This is a genomic window from Arthrobacter sp. QXT-31, from assembly GCF_001969265.1.
Lineage (GTDB): Bacteria > Actinomycetota > Actinomycetes > Actinomycetales > Micrococcaceae > Arthrobacter.
In genome coordinates this window covers 4,561,084-4,581,333 of sequence record NZ_CP019304.1, presented here as the reverse complement: position 1 = coordinate 4,581,333, position 20,250 = coordinate 4,561,084, and the positions used below count along the sequence as shown (strand labels likewise).

Genomic DNA, 20,250 nt, shown 5'->3' with positions numbered 1-20,250 from the left:
ATGGGAACACGATGACCATAACGACCAGGACGGACACGCAGTCCTCCGGAGTGCACGCTGCCGACGGCCACGACCTGATCCGCGTGCAGGGTGCGCGCGTGAACAACCTCAAGGACGTCAGCGTCGAAATCCCGAAGCGCCGCCTGACCGTGTTCACCGGCGTCTCCGGCTCCGGCAAAAGCTCGCTGGTGTTCGGCACGATCGCCGCGGAGTCGCAGCGGATGATCAATGAAACCTACAGCGCGTTCGTGCAGGGCTTCATGCCGACGCTTTCCCGGCCCGAGGTTGATGTGCTGGAGGGCCTGACCACCGCGATCATCGTCGACCAGGAGCGGATGGGCGCAAATCCCCGTTCCACTGTTGGCACCGCCACAGATGCCAACGCGATGCTGCGGATCCTTTTCAGCAGGCTCGGCGACCCCCATATCGGCTCACCCAACGCGTACTCCTTCAACATCCCGACCGTGAAGGCCAGCGGCGCGATCACCGTGGAGCGCGGCAACAAGACCAAGGCGGAGAAGGCGACCTTTAACCGGCTCGGCGGCATGTGTCCGCGCTGCGAGGGGATGGGCAACGTCAGCGACTTCGACCTGACGGCGCTGTACGACGACAGTAAGTCGCTCAGCCAAGGTGCCCTGACCATCCCGGGCTACAGCATGGACGGCTGGTACGGCCGGATCTTCAGCGGTGCCGGCTTCAACATGGACAAGCCGATCAGCAAGTTCACCAAGAAGGAACTCCACGACCTGCTCTACAAGGAGCCGACGAAGATCAAGGTTGAGGGCATCAACCTGACCTACGAGGGCATCATCCCCAAGATCCAGAAGTCGATGCTGTCCAAGGACGTGGACGCGCTGCAGCCGCACGTGCGCGCCTTTGTGGAACGGGCCATCACGTTCACCACCTGTCCCGACTGCGGCGGCACCCGGCTCAGCCAGGAGGCGTTGTCGTCGAAGATCAGGGGCAAGAACATTGCCGATGTCTGCGCCATGCAGATCACCGACCTCGCCGACTGGGTGCGTGACCTGGACGAGCCGTCCGTGGCGCCGCTGCTCGCGGGCCTGCAGCACCTGCTGGACTCGTTCGCCGAAATCGGGCTGGGCTACCTCTCACTGGACCGGCCGTCGGGCACGCTGTCCGGGGGAGAATCCCAGCGGACCAAGATGATCCGTCATTTGGGCTCGTCGCTCACGGACGTCACCTACGTCTTCGATGAGCCCACGATCGGCCTGCATCCCCACGACATCGAGCGGATGAATTCCCTTCTGCTCCAGTTGCGCGACAAGGGCAACACCGTACTCGTCGTCGAGCACAAGCCGGAAAGCATTGCCATTGCCGACCACATCGTCGACCTCGGGCCCGGTGCCGGTACCGGGGGCGGCACCGTCTGCTTCGAAGGCACCGTTGAGGGGCTGCGGGGGAGTGACACCATCACCGGCCGGCACCTCGATGACCGGGCGCAGCTGAAGGATTCGGTGCGGCCCGCGTCCGGCGCGCTGGAAATCCGCGGGGCGTCATCGAACAACCTGAAGAACGTCGACGTCGACATCCCGCTCGGTGTGCTGTGCGTGCTGACCGGCGTGGCCGGTTCCGGCAAAAGCTCGCTGATCCACGGCTCGGTTGCCAAGCGCGACGGCGTGGTGGTGATCGACCAGACCGGCATCCGGGGTTCCCGCCGCAGCAACCCCGCCACCTACACCGGGCTGCTCGAACCGATCCGCAAGGCCTTCGCCAAGGCCAACGGCGTGAAGCCGGCCTTGTTCAGCTCCAACTCGGAGGGCGCCTGCCCCACCTGCAACGGCGCCGGGGTCATCTACACGGACCTGGGCGTCATGGCCACCGTCGAGACCACCTGCGAGGAATGCGACGGCAAGCGGTTCCAGGCGGCGGTGCTGGAGTTCACCCTGGGCGGCCGGAACATCGCCGAGGTGCTGGCGATGTCGGTGGCGGAGGCCGAGGAGTTCTTCGAAGACGGTGATGCGCGCACTCCGGCAGCCCACACGATCCTCGACCGGCTGGCCGACGTCGGGCTTGGCTACCTCACCCTCGGCCAGCCGCTCACCACACTGTCCGGCGGCGAGCGGCAGCGGCTCAAGCTGGCTGCGCAGATGGCGGACAAGGGCGACGTTTACATCCTCGACGAGCCCACCACCGGCCTGCATCTCGCCGACGTCGAAAACCTCCTCGGCCTGCTCGACCGGCTCGTCGATTCGGGCAAGTCGGTGATCGTCATCGAACACCACCAGGCGGTCATGGCCCACGCGGACTGGATCATCGACCTCGGTCCCGGCGCGGGGCACGACGGCGGCAGGATCGTCTTCGAAGGATCGCCCGCTGATCTGGTGGCCGGCAGGTCAACGCTGACCGGCGAGCACCTCGCGGCCTACGTCGGCGCCAGCTGACAGACCCTGCGTGACCTGACAGACCAGCGCGAACGTACACTTGTGGCCCCAAAATCAGCCGGATTTGGGGCCACAAGTGTACGTTCGCGCTGAACCGGTACGCTACGCTGCCGCGCCCGGCAGGACGGACAACCCGTCGGCAACAACCCTGCCCCCGTGGATGACGGTGCGGTCGGCGCCCCGGTCCATGACCGTGCTCGTGACGGTTTCGCCGTCCACCAGGACGATGTCTGCCGGGTCCCCGACGGCGAGGCCGGGCCGGTCGTCGGGGCTTGTCAGGCGCTGGACCGAGCGGTCCATGATGGAGGCGCCCCCAACTGTGGCGATAGCGGCGCAGTGCTCGATCAGGCGGTCCTTGCGCAGCCGGTGGGTGAACGCCAGCTGCCATGTCCGGTCCAGCATGTCGCAGTTGCCGTACGGGCTCCAGTAGTCCCGCTGGCCGTCCTCGCCCAGCCCCACCCGGATCCCGGCGTCGGTCATCTGGGCCAGGTCGAACTGGGTACCGCCGCTTGCGGGAGCGACCGTCGCCCAGGCAACGTCAAGTTCGGCCATCTGCTCCACGAGCCGGGCGGTCACGTCGGGGTGGACGTTGGCCAGGTCGTAGGCGTGGGAGAGTGAGACGCGTCCCTCCATGCCCAGTGCCCGGGTGCGTTCGAAAATAAGTTCCGCGCTGAAAACCCCGAGGTGACCGGGCTCGTGCAGGTGGATGTCGACGTCGACCCCGTACTTCTCGGCGAGGCCGAAAACGATGTCCAGGTGGCGCACCGGGTCCCGGTCCAGCTGGCAGGGATCAATACCGCCGATCGTCGTGGCACCGGTCCGGAGGGCCTCCTCAAGGAGGGGGACGGTGCCGTCCTCCAGCAGCAGGCCGGCCTGGGGGAAGGCCATGATCTCCACTGTTGCGGCGCCGGCGAAGCGCTCCCTGGCAGCCATGACCGCCTCGAAGCGATCCAGCTTGCAGTCGACGTCGATCTGGGCGTAGGAACGGACGCGTGTGGTGCCCCGCGCAATCATCCGTTCCAGCGTTCCCGCCACCACCTCCGGGTACGGGATCGGGGTGTTCCGCCAGTTCTCCCGGTCGTTGCACATCATGTTCCACACCCCGGGCGCCCCCGTGTGCTCGCGGAACGGCAGCCCTATCCTCGTGGAATCGAGGTGGACGTGGACGTCGGTGAACGCCGGAAGCGCGATCCGGTTGCGCCCGTCCACTGCATCACCGGCCGTCCCGGCATTTACGACGGCGGTGCCTCCCGGGTGAAGGGCGGCTATCCGCCCCTCCCGGACCTCGACGTCCACCGAGCCCCCGCCCCACGGGCGGACATTGGTGATCAGCATGGGTTCATTCCTTTCGTACTAGAAGTTCAGTGCAACCTGCGCGATGGCTGCCGCGGCTACGAAGCTCGCCGTGAACGTCATCAGTGCGACGACGATGATCTTCCAGCTCAGTGACCGCAGAGCCTTGACGTCCCGGCCGAGCGACATGCCGATGAGGGCAATCATGGGCAGGCCGGCAAACAGGACGTTGATGTTGTGCGTGGCGGAAGCAATGAACGGGCCGATGGGCATGAAGGTCGCGGAGGCAAGGGTGGCCAGGGCCAGCACCCAGATGCTGGACGGGACCGCCGGGACGAGCTTGGCAAGGACAAGAGCGACGGCGGTCAGGGCGAGGAGGATGAGCACGCCGACCACATCCAGGGGCCGCAGGGAGCCGGTGCCGAGGGCGTTGAGCAGCACACCCGCCACGCCCGCCGCGGCAAAGGCGGTGAGCCACGTCCACGGTGTCCGGACAACGGTGGGGTCCTCCTCGACGCCGTTGACATCCACGGTTTCTGCGTCCGGTTCCTCATCCGGATCAGCTGCCGCGCCGGCCGGCTTTGCGCTGGCCCCGCTCCTTGCTCCAACAGCATTCATTCCGCCGAGAGCACTGGCCATGACCGGCCCCCTGATGCGCCGGCCGAGGTCGTCACGGCCAAAGATACGGGACCACATCCGGTAGAGCTTCTGGCACATCGGCAGTGCGATGAACACGCCTGCGTAGAAGCCGACGATGTTGGTGACGAGGTTGGACAGGGCCGCGAGCGCCATGATTTCCCCTGCCATCTCCGGATACAGGATGGACAGGGCGCCGACGCCGCCAAGCATCATCGAGGCGGACCCGAGGCCGAGGCCCAGCGCGAGGGCCCGCGGGTCAAAGAAGTCCAGTCCGCCTAGGAGGCCGGCCAGGAGGGAGATGAAGACGGCGCCGAAGACGCTGCCGAGCACCCACACGCCGAAGACGCCGCGGTACTCCGGGGAGCGTACCCCGAAGCGTTGAATGGCGAAGGCAAGATAGGACTCACGGTCGATGGACCAGGTGGCTCCGATGGCCGTGCGGCCCAACCCGAGCGCAACTGCCACCGGCAGAGCGAGGATTACCGTGCCCACCACGTGGCCGACTTCCTGAAGGAGGATTGCGGGTCCGATATTAGTGAACTTGGTCAGCGACGGGCCTATTTGGCTGCCTAGGCCTGCGAGGAAGAAGACGATGGACACGTCCATCAGGTGGGTGGACACGGCCCGTGCCCGCCCGCCGATTGGCCTCCATTTCTGGATACCAAGGAATCCTCCGATGAGAACAGTCCAGAGGATGGGCATCAGGACGATCGCGGCCGGACCAAGGTGGAACTTGTGGGTCCCGACCATGATGGCAAGGGCACAAACGGCCGTCGAGATTCCGATCATTGCCAGCCATATGGCGGGGTGGGCGCGGAAAGGACGTGGTTGTGCTGGGTCGAGCAGGGCGGTCGGGGAGTTGGCTGTGGTCTTCGCTTCATTGCGCATGACGCGTGCCTTTCAAAGAGTTTTTGGGGAGGAACTGGTGGAGTGAGTTCTGGGGACCGGGAGCTCTTCATCCCGCTGGTATACCAAATGACTGTATACTCGCTTTCAGTGAGAGGCAAGTCACATTCTTCCGATGGCGGGAAAAATCCTCACACCTGTGCAAGTCCCACCTGTGCAAGGAGGCACACATGTTCACGAAAATCTCAGCCCGATACGTCCTGGGCTCTGACGGAAACCAGCACACGCTCATTGAGGACGGGGAAGTCGTGTTCCGCGGTGACGCGATCGTCTTCGTGGGCCAAAACTACGGCGGACCAGTGGACGAGGAACACAACTATGGGCAGAGCCTGATCATGCCCGGCCTGATTGACCTTGATGCGCTGGCGGACATCGACCACCTCATTCTCGACTCCTGGGCTTCGCCCGGCGTGGCGCCCGGCCACCTGTGGTCCGAGGACTACTTTGCCAACCGCCGCCGGGATGTGTTCACGAGGGCTGAGCGGGCGAAGGTCCGCGAGTTCGCCCTGGCACAGCTCGCCCTGCACGGGGTCACGACCTACATGCCGATTGCCTCCGAGATCCACAGTTCCTGGGCCGAAAGCTTCGAGGAGCTGGTGGACATGGCGGAGACCAGCCGGCGCATGGGGCTCCGCGGCTTCCTCGGGCCGGCTTACCGGTCCGGCGTCCACACCACCACCGCCGAAGGAACCCGCGCCGTCCTTTTCGATGAACCCGAGGGGATCGCGGGACTCCGCGACGCCGAAAGATTCCTGGACTACGCTGCCGGCCTCGCGGACCCGCTCGTCACCGGGGTATTACTGCCATGCCGCATCGAGACCCTCTCCGAAAACATCATGCGGGAAACAGCACGCATCGCCCGCGAAAGGGACGCAATCGTCCGCCTCCACTGCCTCCAGTCCCCGATGGAGGACGGGCTCCTGGTACAGTCCGCAGGCAGGGGAGTCCTCGAACTCCTTGAATCGACGGGACTTTTCGGCACCCGCCTGCTCATTCCGCACGGCGTGGTGATCGACGGCAAGGACCCCGACGCAGTTGCCCCAGGAGGGCCGCTGGACCTGCTCGCCAGACATAGCGTCAGCATCGTCCACTGCCCGCTGACCTCCTTCCGGTACCAGAAGCAGCTGGTCTCGTTCGACCGATTCCGCGCGGCAGGCGTCAACTTGTGCCTGGGCACCGACTCCTTCCCGCCGGACCTTGTGCGGGGCATCGACGTCGGCATGCACCTGGCCCGGCTCGTGGAGGAACGGCCCGACGCCGGAAGCCTGGCGGATTACTTCGACGCAGCCACCCTGGGCGGAGCACGCGCCCTCGGCCGGGCTGACCTGGGCCGGCTTGCCCCCGGGATGCAGGCCGACATCGCCGTGGTCTCGCTGGGACATTTTGGCGACGGCGTCGTCGAGGATCCCCTGCGGACCCTGGTCCTGAACGGCACGGCGCGCCAAGTGACAGACACGTTCGTGGCGGGACGTCCCGTCGTCATTGGGGGCGCCCTGCCCGGCGTAGACCTCGAGGCGCTGCGCGCCGACGGGCAGCTGCTCTTCGACCGGATGCGGGCTGCCTACTCCGAGCGGGACGTACAGCGCAGAGAGCCGGACCAGCTCTTTCCGCCCGTGTACCGGCCCGCGCGGATTGCGATGACGACGCCAAGCAGCTAGTCCACCGCTATTGTTTTGGTATACCAAAACCAGTATCCTGAGGTCATTCGATCTCGGCTGCAACCCGGAGCGGCAGCTCCCTGGCGCTTGGCAGTACACCCCGTCCCTGACTTACTGACGAGACCCCGCTCCTGTAGCGGGCCCACCCCCTTTGGAGAGAACAATGTGCCTGCACGACCACACCCCGGCCGCCCCTCCCGCAGCTGCCGTCCCGCGACGCGGCATTCTGGCCGGGGCGGCCGCGCTGGCCGGAATCTCAATGGCGAGCCTTGCCGCGCAGCTCGGCAGCGCACCCGCGGCCGAGGCAGCAGGCAACGCCTCAAACTCCAGTCGCAGGCGCCCGGCTTCACCTACGCCCATGATCATCGAGGGCGGGACCATCGTGGACCCCAAGACGGGCAATGCAGTGGAAGACGGCGTCCTCGTTCTCGAAGAAGGCCGGGTCAGAGCCGTCGGCAGCCGTGACGAAACGCGGCGTGCCGTCGCCGCCCTGGCAGGCAGGGCCACGACAGTGGACGCCTCCGGCCGCTGGGTGGTTCCGGGCCTCATCGACGTGCACGTGCATGCCAATGCACTGTCCGATGCTGCCACCATCCTGCAGGGCGGGGCGACCAGCGTCAGGAGCGGATCCAGCAGCTTCTACCAGGACGTGGCCCTGGCCGCCCTTCCCGAGTGGGCGGCCGGCGCGTCGCCCCGGATGAGCCCGGCAGGACTGTTCATTTCGCCCGAGCTGGGGGAGTCGCTCCTGGCGGACCCGGACCTTGGGCCGCTTGCAGCCCTGCACGGGAGAGTCACCGAACCTGCGGACCTCGCTTACCTCGCCCGCGTCAACCTCAAACGGGGCGCCAAGGTCCTCAAGACCCGGGCCAATCCACGGGCGGGTCTTCCGGAGCAGGATCCACGGGAACTCGTCTACGACTACGACCAGCTGTCCGCGGTGGTCGCAGCCGCAGGCAAAGCGGGTGTCCTCTGCCACGCGTACAGCGCGGAGGGGATCGACGGTGCAGTGCGCGCGGGTGTGCGCAGCATCGAGCATGGCGTCTTCGTAACCGAGCAGACCATCTCCCGGATGGCCAGCCGCGGGACGTACTTCACGCCCACCCTGGACGCCATCACCAGCATGGCAGGATCCTCCGACCCCGTTCTGGCGGCGCGGGGCCGGGAATACACGCCCATCATCAAGGAAGCGGTGCGGGCAGCCCACGAAGCCGGTGTGACGGTCGTGGCGGGGACCGATTCCTTCGGGTCCGAGGTGACGCCGATCGGCACCGAGGTGCGCCTGCTTGTTGAGGCCGGGCTTTCACCGCTGGATGCCCTGCGGGCGGCGACGGTCAATGCCGCCGCCCTGCTGGGCTGGAGCGCCGATGCCGGGCGTCTGGTCCGCGGTTCCTATGCCGACGCCGTCATCGTGAACGCAGATCCGCTCAGCAGTGCCACGGCGCTGGAACAAATCAGTGCCGTCGTGGCGCAGGGTGTCCTGGTGCGGAACGACTTCTAACCTCCCGCCCTGACCGCCCCCTTATCCAGAAAGCGATCCATGACCCTGATCCTCACTGCTTCCGAGCTCCAGGCCCTGGCCGACATGCCGGGGACCATCGCCGCCGTCGAACGCGTCTTTGCCGGCCTCAGCCGGGGGACGGCAGTCCAGCCGGCGCCTGCTTCGCTCGTGCTGCCGTCCTCCGATGCGAGGTTTTTGCCGATGGCGGCGCTGTCCGGCACCGAGGAACTCGCCTCCGTGAAGCTGCTGGCAGACATCCCGGCCAACGGGGCGGCCAACCTGCCCACGCAGCGGTCCACGATCATGCTCGTGTCCCAGCTGACCGGCGAAACCCTGGCCATCCTCGACGGCAAAGTACCCACCCGGGTCCGCACTGCAGCCGCCAGTGCCGTCGCCACGAAGCTCCTCGCGAGGCCCGGCAGCACCACGTTGGGGCTCGTGGGTGCCGGGGCCCTGGCTGTGGCCCATGTGGAAGCCATGCTTGCCGTGCTGCCTATTGAGAACGTTGTGGTGTGGTCCCGTTCGGCGGCCACCGTCGAAGCCTTCTGCCACGAGGTTTCCCGGTACGGGCTCAACATCGCGCGTGCCTCCAGTGTCCGGGAAGTCGTGGAAGGCGCCGACGTCCTGTGCACCCTCACGCCGGCAGTTGAACCGCTGGTGAAGGGGGAGTGGTTCCGGCCAGGACTGCACGTCAACGCCGTCGGGTCCCGCCCCCGGCCGGACCACCGGGAGATCGATTCAGCCGGCATGGTGCGGGCGCGGGTATTCGTGGACAGCCTTGCCACGGCAAAGGCGAAATCCGGGGGACTGGTCATCCCGGTGGCGGAAGGCGTGATGACTTTCGACGACGTGAAAGCCGAACTCGGTGACGTGGCGGCCGGGACAAAAGCAGGGCGCCTGGCGGACGAGGACGTAACCTTGTTCAATTCGGTGGGTATCGGTCTGCAGGATCTGGCCATCGGCCGGCTCCTGTACGACGCTGCGCTCAACCAGGGGATCGGCACCCACGTGGAGCTGAATAACTGAGGCGGGCGGAATGAAGACGCCGGGAAGAGCGGGAGGCACCAATGACAGTCCAGGCGGAATCTCCCTCGTCCTCGGCGGACACCACCCGGGCACGGATCCGCGAGCTGATCATCTCCGGTGAGTTTGCGCCGGGATCCCGGCTCAGGGAACGCGAGCTGTCCCAGGCCCTCGACGTTTCCCGGGTCCCCGTGCGGGAGGCCCTGCAGCAGCTGGAAGCTGAAGGTTTCATTGATACCTCGCCACGGCGCGGGGCCACGGTAAAGCAGATCACGCTGAAAGACGTCAACGAACTCTTTGACGTCAGGCTGAGCCTCGAAGTTCTCGCAGCTCGTCTCGCGGCCCAGGCTGCAGCCCGCGGCGGCTCATCGTCCCGGCTGCGGCAAATGATGGACCAGGCGGAAGAGGCAACGCTGAGGCATGACGATGCGCAGATACCGCTGCTCAATACGGCGCTGCATGCGGAGATCGTGTCGATGGGTGGCAATTCTTTGCTGGAGTACTCCATGAAGCCCCTGCTGGGGCGGATGCAGTGGCTCTTCACCCTGACCGGGCACCGTGATCCGCAGGTACAGTGCGCGGAACACCTCAGCCTGTGCCAGGCGATCTATGACGGCAAGGCCGAACTGGCAGCGGCGCTGGCTTTCGCCCACGTCGAACTGGGCCGGGCACCGTCGCTCCAGGGCCTGGCCGGACGCCTGCCTGAGGGCTGAGCCGGCGTCCGGCTGCGTTGAGAGTGCGACGTTATGTCAAGTAAACGGAACTCAGCGTGCCGCCGCTTGGGGACCGTCGAGGGGTTTGACGGCGTTGCAACGCACGCCGTCTGTGCGCCGGATACCTGGCCGATACGGCATACGACGTCGCACACGGCCGCGAAGCCGGCGCTTGCCGGCCGCGAGGCAATTCACGGCTGGATTCCTGACGGCAAATGCCGTGACAGGCGCAGAAAACCGCGGATCTCAGCTGCAGCGTGCGGCCATGCCGGCCGGTGGCCACGAAAGCTTAGGCGCCCACTCTCACGCTTCGGCCTAGAACGCCGATAATCAGCATTATGTAAAGTAGAACAGTTACTGCTGCGTCCGATGCACGGTGGCCCCTCCTCTTGTCCTACCTACACTTGTTGCGTGACTGATGCTCTAGTTCGACGTGCCTACGCCTCACGTGCGGCGGAATACACGAGTGTCCTCGGCACCGTCGAAGACATGCATGAGCTTGACCGTCGCCGCATTGAACGATGGTCCGAGCAGCTAAGCGGTCCTGTCATCGACGCAGGATGCGGCCCGGGACATTGGACGGACTTTCTTCACAAACGGGGTGTCGAAATCACAGGCATCGACCTCGTTCCTGAGTTCATAGAAAACGCCCGCATCCGCTTTCCCGACGTTCCCTATCAGGTTTCCTCACTCCGTGCCCTCGACCTGGCCGACGGCAGCCTCAATGGCGTGCTGGCCTGGTACTCCCTCATTCATCTGGCCCCGGCGGAGCTACCCCAGGTTCTCTCCGAACTCGCAAGGGTTCTGGGGCCACAAGGGCACCTGCTCGCCGGCTTTTTCGAAGGCGTGTCAGCCAAGCCGCTCGATCATGCAATTGCCAAGGCGTACTACTGGTCCATAGACCAGATGAGCCGCCTATTGGATGATGCCGGGTTTGACGTCCTCGACATCGAAACGCGTCAGGATCACGGCAAACGACCGCACGCAGCCATTGCCGCGATTGCCCGATAAGGCCAGAGGCATGGATAGACCCCCTACTCCCCCGCCCAGCAATCTCTAGCAGTTCCATGGCATCCTTGCCTGGCCGCGCAGCGCTCATCGCGGCCAGGAGTTTCGCAGCCGAAATGGTGCCGCTTTACGCTTCAGTATTGGTACTGCACGTTCGCGGTTCCCGTTTCCGCACATAGCCACCGGGCCGCAGCCGTCCGCCGCTAAACGGCATCTGAATAACGCCGGCGGCGGCGAGTATGAGGACGATCGCGAGGATCGTTGTGGGAAGGACAGGCTCGCGGAGGAAGGTGGCACCGATGATGACGGCGACCACGGGCGGGATGTAGGTGGCGGTGGAGGCAGTCAGCGCACCCAGCCTGGCAATGGTGATGTAGTAGAGGATAAATGCCAGCCCGGTGCCAATCGCTCCGAGCCCCAGTGCTACCCCCGCAAGGGCGAGCGGGTCGTCCATGATCGCGGTGATGCCGTCCAGGTCGGTGACCACTGTCAGGCTGGCCCCTGCCAGGACCATTTGGTAGGTCGCCGAGGCTGCGGCAGGGATACCGAGCGGGCTGATGAAGCGCCGGGCGTAAGCGAACGAGGCGCCAAGGCTGGCCGAGCCGAGCAGCATGTACAGCACGCCGGTGGTGTCGACGGCACCGGCGGCCCAGGGCCGGGCCAGCACGACCACCCCGAGCGCGCCGATCGCCAGCCCCGCGGCTTTCCGGACCGTGAACGGCTCGGTCCGCAGCGCCACGACCGCTGCCAGGAACGCGAACAACGGAATCGAACCGCTCAGGGCCCCAGCGATGCCGCTGTCGAGCCGGTAGGTTCCGGCTGCATAGGCGTAGTAGTACAGGCCCGTGGCCAGGACCGACATCACCACGAAATGATGCGTATGCCGCAGGTGCCGCCAGGCGAAGGCGCGCTTAACGAGTGCGAATACCACCACAGGCACGAGGCCGAAGGCGATCCGCAGCAGGGTGGTCTGTTCTGCGCTGATGTACGGCGACGCCATGTGCATGAAGACGAAGTTGAAGCCCCACACGGTGCCCAGGGTGGCATAGGCTGCGACGGCGGTTGTGCGTGCCGGTGTCATGGCAGGGCGATGACCTGCCCGGTTCCGGCGCCTTCCACCGCTTTCCGGTATCCCCGCGCAACATCGGCCACCGGAACCGGGGCGAAGCCGGGGAAGAAGTCGCCATAATCCCCCAGGCTCTCGGTGAACACCGAGGGGCTCACCACATTGATCCGCCTGGGCGCGATCTCCAGGGCGGCAGCGCGGACAAAGGCTTCGATGGCCCCGTTGGCCATGGCCGCGGCAGCAGAAGACACCACAGGGTCCCGGGAAGGAATGCCGCTGATCAGTGTGAACGATCCCCGTTCTGCGACATGGGCGAGCCCGGTCCGGACGACGTTGATCTGCGCGAGAGCCTTCTGGGTAAAGGCCGCCTGATAATCCGCAGGGCCGAGTTCATCAATCGTGGCGTAAGGAACCTCTCCGGCGGCACAGACCACCGCATCCACAGGGCCGGACTGCTCCCACAGCCGATCGACCTGGGCGGGGTCCGTGATGTCACACCGGATATCGCCCGAGCTTCGCCCGACGGTGACGATCTCGTGGCCCAATTCTGCCAAATGCTGGTGGACCGCCTGGCCGGCTTTGCCTGCTGCTCCGATAATCATGATTCGCATGCCGCTACGGTAAGGACTCCCCCTCGGCGGAGGGAAATACATTCACCGGCACCTGCTATACGCTGGACGCATGAATGTGGAGCTGCGTCACCTCCGGGCGCTGGTCACTCTCCACGAGTCGGACACCTTCACCACCGCGGCTGCTGTTTTGGGCACAACCCAGCCCACACTGTCCCGGACCATTGCACAGCTGGAGCAGATTGCCGGCGTCCCGCTGGTTGACCGCTCCACTCGCTGGGTCAGGTTCACGCCGGCCGGTCAGCGGCTCGCGGCCGAGGCCCGGGTCCTGCTGGTACAGCTGGATAACGCTTTAGCCAGCCTGCACGACGACGGGAACCGCCCGCTGCGGCTCGGATGGGCCTGGGCAGGCCTCGGGTCCCACACTGTTCCGCTCCTGCAGCAGTGGCGCAGCATCAGCGAAGTACCCGTTGAACCCAGCCGGCCCAACGACCCCGAATCAGCACTGCTGAACCGGGAGATCGACGTCGCGATTATCCGCCGCGCCATGCCCCTGGCCGAAACCGCCGCAGGACTGCGCTCAACAACGCTGTTCACCGAAAGCCTCGTCGCCGGCGTGGCGACCAACGATCCGCCCGCCACCGAGACTGCCCTGTCACTCTCAGATCTCGCCGCCGGCCCGCTCGCGGTCTGCTCAACAGCACCGACAGCAACGGCCAGGCTGTGGGAGCACCTGAGCCACACTCCACGGACCATTACTGTCAGCAACTCCGACGAATGGCTTTCGCGCATTGCACTCGGCGACGCTGTGGGCGTGACCTCGGTGGCGACGGCCTACAGCTACCAGCATCCGGGCGTCGCCTACTTACCGGTGGAAGACTCACCGCCCGTCGACGTTTCCATGTTGTGGCCCATGGCCGACCCCCACCCGCACGCTGCCGCTTTCGCCGACTTCTCCCGTGGCTACTTCACCAAGCTAATCCGGACCAGCACCCCGCCCAGCCTGCTCACCCAATCCTGAAGCCCTGCAGTCTGCAGTGAGAAGACGCGGCTAGAAGACGTTCTCTGGATCGGCAGTGGAGGTTGCGTACTCCGGACGCCCATGGGGCCGATAGGCCTGGATGGTGATGCCCCGCGAGGTAGTCCGCGAGCTGACCAGCTCGAGCGCGAGGTCGGGTCCGGAATCCGGGAACAGCCGCGTACCCTGGCCGACGACGACGGGATAGGTCACCAGTTCGAGCTGGTCCACCAGCTCGTTGGCCAACAGCCACCGGACCAGGGCGCCGCTGCCGGGAACCAGCAGCACGCCGTCGTGCTTATCCTTCAACTCTCCGACGGCGGTGGCGACGTCGCCGTGCAGAACAGACGTGCCCTCCCACCGCGGGCCCGTCAGGGTGGTGGACACCACATACTTGGGCCGGCTGTTCAGGGCGGCAGCAATCGGATTGGCGCCCGGATCCGGCAGCACTCCCCAGTACCCGGCGAATATTTCGTACGTCCGGCGGCCGAAGAGGAATGCCTCCGCGCTGCCGTAAACCTGGTTGAGGTAGTCCCCTGTTTCGGCGTCGAGTAACGGGATGGCCCACCCGCCGCGGTCAAAGCCTCCGCTGCGGTCCTCGTCGGGCCCGCCCAACCCCTGCATCACGCCGACCACCGAGACGTTGGTCGTTGTCGTCAACTGCATGTCGTGTCACCTCATCGAAGGACGGCCACGGACTCCGGAAGCGATCCGGGCTACATCGCTACAGACAAGCACAGGCACCGGCCCCATGGCTAGGATGTGCATCGTGAAACACCTTTCCCCCGTTTGGGACCCTGCCGCACGCACTTCGGAACCGGCGCCCGGTATCTTTTTCGTCGAAGGGCCGGCGTCGAACTGGATCGTGGTCCGCGACGCGGCCGGATTCATGCTCATCGACAGCGGTTATCCGGCTGACCGCCCCCTTGTCCTGGGATCCATCCGCCGTCTTGGCCTGCGGCCCGCCGATGCCAAAGCCATGCTCATCACGCACGGCCACGTCGACCACACCGGCTCAGCTGCCTATTTCTCCGAGACCTACGGCACGCCCATCCTGTGCGCCCCGGATGAATTGGCCCACGTGCAAGGGAAGGAAAAGCACCAGGTCACATTTGGCCAGGTCATCGTCCGCGCCTGGCGGCCCCGCGTCTTCCGCTGGATGACGCACGTCATCCAGGCAGGGGCCCTCAAAGCGAGGCCGGCGACGGACGCGCAGGCCTGGGACCCGGACACGCTGCAGAACCTGCCGGGCAAGCCCGAAGCCGTCCCATTGCCGGGGCATACGCCGGGCAATGCCGCAGTCCTCCTTCGGGAAGCAGGGGTGATTGCAGTCGGTGACTCATTCGTCAGCGGACACCCGCTCAGCCGGAAAAACGGACCCCAGATGCTGGATCCAATGTTCCACTCCAATCCCGGGCAGGCGCTCGAGGAAACCCACCGACTGGACGGAATAGATGCCTCGGCGGTGCTGCCGGGCCATGGCCCCGCCCTGCGGATGCCGCTGGCCGATGCCCTGGCAGCATTGCGGAGTTGATAGCGGAGGGCTAAAATGAATGGCATTCATTTATTTCACCCCGGCCGCGCAAGATGCCGGGGCAATGCCGTTCAGACCAAGGGAGCCACCGACAGTGACGCCGGGGACTTTTACTGCAAGCACTACTCACGATTCGCCCGACCTGCTGGGAAAGAAGGTCCGTGTGGAGGAAGCCGGAACTGTGATCCGCGTTGGTTACGTGGAAACAGCCACGCCCTCCGGGACGCTGGTCTGGATCGCGGCGTCGGGCTGCGAACCGCGGAGGCTGTACGGCTCCGCACTGGGCCAGAGCGTATTCCTTTTGCCGGAATCCGACGAGCTTGCCCAGTAGTCAGCCGGCACCGGTTGGGGCCGAACGCTGATGCACTTCGTCAGTCAGGCGGTCGATCCGGTCGACGGCGTCGTCAAGACTCTCAACCGTCGACCAGAGGGCCGGCTGCTCTTCCCGGATCTGTTCAAGGGTGCGTCCTGCGGACGTGAGGGCGGCGAGATCGAAACTGACGTTGGTCCGTGCCCCGGTCACCGCTGCCCTGAGGGCGCCAAGCGCAACCACGACGTCGGCGACAAGCGCCCGGTTGCCGTTGGCAGCCAGCCACTCCAGGTCCGCAATGGCGTCGATGGCTCGCTCGCCGAGGACGGCAGATGCCTTGGCGGCGTTCACGGATGCCCGGCGTATGGCTTCCTCACGCGCGGGGCCCCGATCCAGCCGGAACGCCGCGCCGAATTCCCGGGAAGCTGAAGCGTCCTCATCGGCCAGCCGCAGGGCAGTCTCCCGCAGTGAACGCACCCGGGCGTGGACATCGGCCAGTTCTTGCTGCTGGCGCCCGTCAGCCTCCGTGTAACCGGCCACCATGGAGGCCAGTGATGCAGCGATGGCAAGCATCACACCCGCCCCGGCGCCGCCTCCCGGGGAACCAACGGACTGCGCCAAAGCCTGCGTCCAGTCCTCAACCGTTGAACTCTGGGTCGTAACCGCCTCGGAAGCATCACTCATGGCACCAGTCTGCCCCACGCCGGGCGCGGGCAGACAGTACGACAGGCCGTTGCGGTCAACGGGTGGGCCGGCCGCCCGGGGTACTAACCGCCGTCGTAAGCCCGCTGGAGTCCAGCAATGTCCAGCTTCTGCATCCCGAGCATCGCCTGGACGGCGCGCTGGGCGCCGGCGGCGTCCGGCCCGTTGATGAGCTGGCCAAGGACCTTGGGCACTATCTGCCACGAAACTCCGTACCGGTCCTTGAGCCAGCCGCACTGGCTCTCACTCCCCCCGTCCGTCAGGGAGTTCCAGTACCGGTCGACCTCTTCCTGCGAGGCGCAATCGACCACGAAGGACACGGCCTCGTTGAAGGAGAAGGCCGGGCCTCCGTTCAGAGCCTGGAAAGCCTGGCCCTCGATCTCAAATTCGACGGCGACGGCCTGGCCGGCCGGCCCGGGACCGCCCTCGCCGAAGCGGGACACGCTCACGATCGAGGCATTGTCGAAGACGGACACGTAGTACTCGGCCGCTTCCTCCGCCTCCTTGTCGAACCACAGGCACGGTGTGATCTTCTGCATGCCGCTTTCCTCCTCCATGAGCCCGGACGCCCCCGGCGAGGGACGTCTCCTGCATCTTCCGCCCTGAGACTAGCCGCGCGGGTTGCCGAGGACAATGGCTACCAGCCGGGCCTAAGCATCGGACGCCGCAGGCGCTGCATGGCTCACGAGCCCCACCGTGTTGCCTTCGCTGTCCCTGATGAACGCCATCCATTCGTCCGTGCCCGCCGGGCCCAGCCGTGCATCATCGTGGTGGAAGATCACATGCGGGGCGCCCACCACCTCCACTCCCCTGACCTCCAGCTCCGCCACCTGCGATCGCACATCCGGGACGTTCAGGTAAATCACCGATGACGGTGCGCCGCGCTCCAAGAGGAGCCGGACGCCGTCGAGATCAAAGAACAGCAGTCCCGGAGGATCGAAGACCGCCGCCGGCGCGGTGCCCAGAAGGGCAGTGTAGAACCTGGCCGCGCGGTCAAGGTCCTCGGCATGCTGCGCAATCTGGATGACCTTCATGCGGGCTCCTTAAAGCGGTCTTGTTCGGTTCCTGCCTGCCATGGTCACGGCATATGCGCGGCAGGGCAATACCTGCCCATAACGGCTAGGCTCGGAACCATGCCTTCTCCATCAGACCGTCCCGGAACACGGGCAGTTCCGGCCCTCACGGCAGCGGCCGCAGCTGCCGACGTCATCCTCATTCTGATCTTTGCCGCCATCGGCCGCGATGCCCACGCACGGGGTGAGTCCGTGGCCGGAATCCTCAGTACCGCCTGGCCGTTCCTGGCCGGAGCGGCCGTCGCCTGGCTGCTCCTGCGGCTCTGGCGGCGGCCCCTGGCGCTGTGGCCGGCCGGGGTGGCGGTATGGCTCGGCGCCGTGGCCATCGGAATGGCGCTGCGGGCGCTCACGGGGCAGACAGTGGTCCTGCCCTTTGTGATCGTTGCCCTGCTGAGCCTGGCCGTACTCCTCCTCGGCTACCGCCTCGTTGTCGCCATGGCCCTCCGGCTCCGGGCACGCCGCCGCGCCTGAGGACCGGCTCCCGGTGCGGCGCGTCACAGGGCACAGGAGTTCCCGGCGGCCACCCGCCCTGTACTAGGCTGGCAGCACAGCTCAACAGATCCGGAAGGGTTCACAGTGATCACCGCATTCGTCCTGATCAAGACAGACGCCTCACGCATCCCCGAAACGGCCGAGGAGATTTCCGCCATTGAGGGCATCAGCGAGGTTTACTCCGTGACAGGCGAATGGGACCTGATCGCCGTGGCGCGGGTGGCCCAGCACGAGGATCTTGCCGACGTCATCGCGGACAAGCTCTCCAAGGTGCCCGCGGTGGTGCACACCACCACGCACATCGCGTTCCGGGCATACTCACAGCACGACCTCGATGCCGCCTTCGCGCTGGGGTTCGAAGAATAGCAAAGCTGCCGGACTTACAGCGGAGGGGCCATGCACCTGCAGGTGCATGGCCCCTCCGCCGTACTGCCCTGAAAGCAGTTCCGTCTCAGGCCTGCGAAAGGCTGACCCACTTCTCGAGGACGGCGGTGGCCGCGCCTGACCCAATGGATTCCGCAGCCCGGCCCAGGGCAAGCTTCATGCGGTCGGTGAGCGGACCGTCGGCCTGAAGGTCATATGCCACCAGGCCCGCCGCCGCGTTCAGCAGGACCGCGTCCCTGACCGGACCTGCTTCACCGGCCAGGACACTGCGGACGACGGCCGCATTCGCCTGCGCGTCACCGCCCCGCAGCTGCTCAACGGTCGCCTGGGGGATTCCCAGGTCCTGGGGCGAGAACGTCTGTTCGGTCACCTCTCCGCCCCGGATCTCCCACACTGTGGACGGGCCGGTTGTGGTGAGTTCATCCAGGCCGTCGCTCCCCCGGAACACCAGGCCGCGGCTGCCGCGCCGGGCCAGGACGCCGGCCACCAGCGGCGCCATGCGGGCGTTCGCCACGCCGACGGCAGAGGCCTGCACGCGGGCGGGGTTCGTGAGGGGGCCCAAGAAATTGAAGGCAGTGGGGATGGCGAGCTCCCGCCGGGGCACGGCGGTGTGGCGGAACGACGGGTGGAAGACCTGCGCGAAGCAGAACGTGATGCCCGCCTCCTCGGCGTTGCGGGCGACGGCGGCTATGGGCAGGTCAAGGCGCACCCCCAACGCCTCCAAAACGTCTGCGGAACCGGACGACGACGACGCCGCGCGGTTGCCGTGCTTAACCACCTTGGCGCCCGCTCCGGCACAGACAAGGGCAGCCATGGTGGAGATGTTGACGGTGTTAAGTTGGTCACCACCGGTGCCCACGATGTCGAGTTTTTCACCGGAGATGGAGATGGGATTGGCATGGGACACCATGGCATCGACCAGGCCGGCGATCTCCTCCACGGTCTCGCCCTTGGCCCGCAGCGCCACCAGGAAACCGGCAATCTGCACAGGCGTTGCGGCCCCCGACATGATGTTGTCCATGGCCCACGCCGTACTGTCCGCGCTCAGGTGTTCGCCGTTCAACAGTGCCGAGATGAGGCGCGGCCAGGTGTTGCCTGCCGCCGGTGCCGATACCTGTGAAGTCACCTCCTGATGCTATCGAGGTGCCGCTTGCAAAGACCAATGTGAACCCCGGCAGGAACTTTTCAGCACGATTTCGCGTCTTTGTAGAAAAAGTCTCCGCAAAAGGCGGTTTGCGTTGGGCATGGCGGAGTTTTGCAGACATAATGTCTATGTGACATCTGCGACCCATGCCCCCAGTACCCCTGCGCACCCCACGCTGAACCGCCCGAATATGGTCTCCGTCGGGACCGTCGTCTGGCTCTCCAGCGAGTTGATGTTCTTCGCCGGCCTCTTCGCCATGTACTTCACACTCCGGTCCACTTCCGGCCAGATGTGGGCGGAAGAGACGGCCAAGCTCAACTTCCCCTTTGCGCTTGTTAACACGATCGTCCTCGTGGCAAGTTCCTTCACCTGCCAGATGGGCGTCTTCGCCGCCGAGAGGCTCCAGCCGCGCCGCAGCGGCGGTGCACTGCAGTTCACCCGGTGGGGCATGAACGAGTGGTTCACCCTCACGTTCCTCATGGGTGCATTCTTTGTTGCCGGCCAGACCATGGAATACGCCATGCTGGTGTCCGAGCACGTGTCGCTCTCCTCCAACGCCTACGGCTCCGCCTTCTACATGACCACCGGCTTCCACGGCCTGCACGTCATCGGCGGCCTGGTTGCCTTCCTGCTCATCATGGGCCGCTCCTTCGCTGCAAAGAAGTTCGGCCACTTTGAGGCGACGTCGGCAATCGTCACCTCTTACTACTGGCACTTCGTGGACGTCGTGTGGATTGGCCTCTTCCTGGTCATCTACGTCCTCCAGTAGCCCAGCACCTCCCCCTCTTACCCAAGAGACCGAATTTTAGAAGCGGCTC

At 65.8% G+C, this 20,250-nt stretch carries 21 protein-coding genes; 12 read left to right on the top strand and 9 right to left on the bottom strand.

What is annotated here, in order from left to right; genetic code table 11:
- The first annotated feature begins 11 nt into the window (after window positions 1-11).
- On the top strand, window positions 12-2,402 hold the full coding sequence (locus BWQ92_RS20930) for an ATP-binding cassette domain-containing protein (protein ID WP_076802894.1): 2,391 nt from the start codon (window positions 12-14) through the stop codon (window positions 2,400-2,402).
- Window positions 2,403-2,504: 102 nt separating this feature from the next.
- Here BWQ92_RS20930 and BWQ92_RS20925 read toward each other — a convergent pair whose 3' ends face one another.
- Window positions 2,505-3,737, bottom strand: a complete 1,233-nt coding sequence (locus BWQ92_RS20925; RefSeq protein WP_076802892.1) for an amidohydrolase family protein — start codon at window positions 3,735-3,737, stop codon at window positions 2,505-2,507.
- 18 nt (window positions 3,738-3,755) lie between these two features.
- Complete coding sequence (locus tag BWQ92_RS20920; RefSeq protein ID WP_236783018.1) at window positions 3,756-5,222, bottom strand: DUF3100 domain-containing protein; 1,467 nt, start codon at window positions 5,220-5,222, stop codon at window positions 3,756-3,758.
- Between the two features lie 188 nt (window positions 5,223-5,410).
- On the opposite strand from BWQ92_RS20920, the gene BWQ92_RS20915 reads away from it, so the two are divergent.
- The 5 genes from BWQ92_RS20915 to BWQ92_RS20895 all read left to right on the top strand — a co-directional run bounded on the left by BWQ92_RS20915 (window position 5,411) and on the right by BWQ92_RS20895 (window position 11,143).
- Window positions 5,411-6,898 carry an amidohydrolase family protein gene (locus tag BWQ92_RS20915; RefSeq protein WP_076802890.1) on the top strand — a complete coding sequence of 496 codons (1,488 nt, stop codon included), beginning with the start codon at window positions 5,411-5,413 and terminating at the stop codon, window positions 6,896-6,898.
- A gap of 163 nt (window positions 6,899-7,061) precedes the next feature.
- Window positions 7,062-8,396, top strand: coding sequence for an amidohydrolase family protein (locus tag BWQ92_RS20910; protein WP_076802888.1), 1,335 nt, complete (start codon window positions 7,062-7,064; stop codon window positions 8,394-8,396).
- A gap of 39 nt (window positions 8,397-8,435) precedes the next feature.
- Complete coding sequence (locus tag BWQ92_RS20905) at window positions 8,436-9,422, top strand: ornithine cyclodeaminase family protein (protein ID WP_076802886.1); 987 nt, start codon at window positions 8,436-8,438, stop codon at window positions 9,420-9,422.
- Window positions 9,423-9,463: 41 nt separating this feature from the next.
- On the top strand, window positions 9,464-10,132 hold the full coding sequence (locus tag BWQ92_RS20900; protein WP_076802884.1) for a GntR family transcriptional regulator: 669 nt from the start codon (window positions 9,464-9,466) through the stop codon (window positions 10,130-10,132).
- Window positions 10,133-10,543: 411 nt separating this feature from the next.
- The gene (locus BWQ92_RS20895) at window positions 10,544-11,143 is read left to right on the top strand and encodes a class I SAM-dependent methyltransferase (RefSeq protein ID WP_236783017.1); all 600 of its coding nucleotides are present in this window, start codon (window positions 10,544-10,546) and stop codon (window positions 11,141-11,143) included.
- A 124-nt stretch (window positions 11,144-11,267) separates the two neighbouring features.
- Here BWQ92_RS20895 and BWQ92_RS20890 read toward each other — a convergent pair whose 3' ends face one another.
- Complete coding sequence (locus BWQ92_RS20890) at window positions 11,268-12,221, bottom strand: DMT family transporter (RefSeq protein WP_076802880.1); 954 nt, start codon at window positions 12,219-12,221, stop codon at window positions 11,268-11,270.
- A complete protein-coding gene (locus BWQ92_RS20885; protein ID WP_076802879.1) occupies window positions 12,218-12,817 on the bottom strand; it encodes a short chain dehydrogenase in 600 nt (199 codons plus the stop codon). Before BWQ92_RS20885 ends, BWQ92_RS20890 begins: the two co-directional genes overlap by 4 nt.
- 70 nt (window positions 12,818-12,887) lie before the next feature.
- Between BWQ92_RS20885 and BWQ92_RS20880 the strand changes: the two genes are divergently transcribed.
- The gene (locus BWQ92_RS20880; RefSeq protein ID WP_076802877.1) at window positions 12,888-13,796 is read left to right on the top strand and encodes a LysR family transcriptional regulator; all 909 of its coding nucleotides are present in this window, start codon (window positions 12,888-12,890) and stop codon (window positions 13,794-13,796) included.
- A gap of 30 nt (window positions 13,797-13,826) precedes the next feature.
- On the opposite strand, the gene BWQ92_RS20875 is transcribed toward BWQ92_RS20880, so the two are convergent.
- On the bottom strand, window positions 13,827-14,459 hold the full coding sequence (locus tag BWQ92_RS20875; protein WP_076802875.1) for a dihydrofolate reductase family protein: 633 nt from the start codon (window positions 14,457-14,459) through the stop codon (window positions 13,827-13,829).
- A gap of 103 nt (window positions 14,460-14,562) precedes the next feature.
- Between BWQ92_RS20875 and BWQ92_RS20870 the strand changes: the two genes are divergently transcribed.
- Entirely contained in the window at window positions 14,563-15,327 is a 765-nt protein-coding gene (locus BWQ92_RS20870; RefSeq protein WP_236783016.1) for an MBL fold metallo-hydrolase, read from the top strand.
- Between the two features lie 94 nt (window positions 15,328-15,421).
- Entirely contained in the window at window positions 15,422-15,658 is a 237-nt protein-coding gene (locus BWQ92_RS23680; protein WP_157365220.1) for a hypothetical protein, read from the top strand.
- On the opposite strand, the gene BWQ92_RS20865 is transcribed toward BWQ92_RS23680, so the two are convergent.
- The 3 genes from BWQ92_RS20865 to BWQ92_RS20855 form a co-directional block, all read right to left on the bottom strand.
- Window positions 15,659-16,321 (bottom strand): cyclodeaminase/cyclohydrolase family protein, encoded by a 663-nt coding sequence (locus BWQ92_RS20865; protein ID WP_076802871.1) that lies wholly within the window; start codon window positions 16,319-16,321, stop codon window positions 15,659-15,661.
- A gap of 83 nt (window positions 16,322-16,404) precedes the next feature.
- Window positions 16,405-16,878 (bottom strand): VOC family protein, encoded by a 474-nt coding sequence (locus BWQ92_RS20860; RefSeq protein ID WP_076803874.1) that lies wholly within the window; start codon window positions 16,876-16,878, stop codon window positions 16,405-16,407.
- 111 nt (window positions 16,879-16,989) lie between these two features.
- Window positions 16,990-17,373 (bottom strand): VOC family protein, encoded by a 384-nt coding sequence (locus BWQ92_RS20855; RefSeq protein WP_076802869.1) that lies wholly within the window; start codon window positions 17,371-17,373, stop codon window positions 16,990-16,992.
- A 99-nt stretch (window positions 17,374-17,472) separates the two neighbouring features.
- On the opposite strand from BWQ92_RS20855, the gene BWQ92_RS20850 reads away from it, so the two are divergent.
- Both BWQ92_RS20850 and BWQ92_RS20845 read left to right on the top strand, forming a co-directional pair.
- Window positions 17,473-17,883, top strand: a complete 411-nt coding sequence (locus tag BWQ92_RS20850; protein WP_076802867.1) for a DUF3054 domain-containing protein — start codon at window positions 17,473-17,475, stop codon at window positions 17,881-17,883.
- A gap of 105 nt (window positions 17,884-17,988) precedes the next feature.
- Window positions 17,989-18,270 carry an Lrp/AsnC family transcriptional regulator gene (locus tag BWQ92_RS20845; RefSeq protein ID WP_003800871.1) on the top strand — a complete coding sequence of 94 codons (282 nt, stop codon included), beginning with the start codon at window positions 17,989-17,991 and terminating at the stop codon, window positions 18,268-18,270.
- An 85-nt stretch (window positions 18,271-18,355) separates the two neighbouring features.
- Here BWQ92_RS20845 and trpD read toward each other — a convergent pair whose 3' ends face one another.
- Window positions 18,356-19,414, bottom strand: a complete 1,059-nt coding sequence (gene trpD / locus BWQ92_RS20840) for an anthranilate phosphoribosyltransferase (RefSeq protein WP_076802865.1) — start codon at window positions 19,412-19,414, stop codon at window positions 18,356-18,358.
- A 118-nt stretch (window positions 19,415-19,532) separates the two neighbouring features.
- Between trpD and ctaE the strand changes: the two genes are divergently transcribed.
- A complete protein-coding gene (ctaE, locus tag BWQ92_RS20835) occupies window positions 19,533-20,201 on the top strand; it encodes an aa3-type cytochrome oxidase subunit III (protein ID WP_377956925.1) in 669 nt (222 codons plus the stop codon).
- Window positions 20,202-20,250 lie beyond the last annotated feature (49 nt).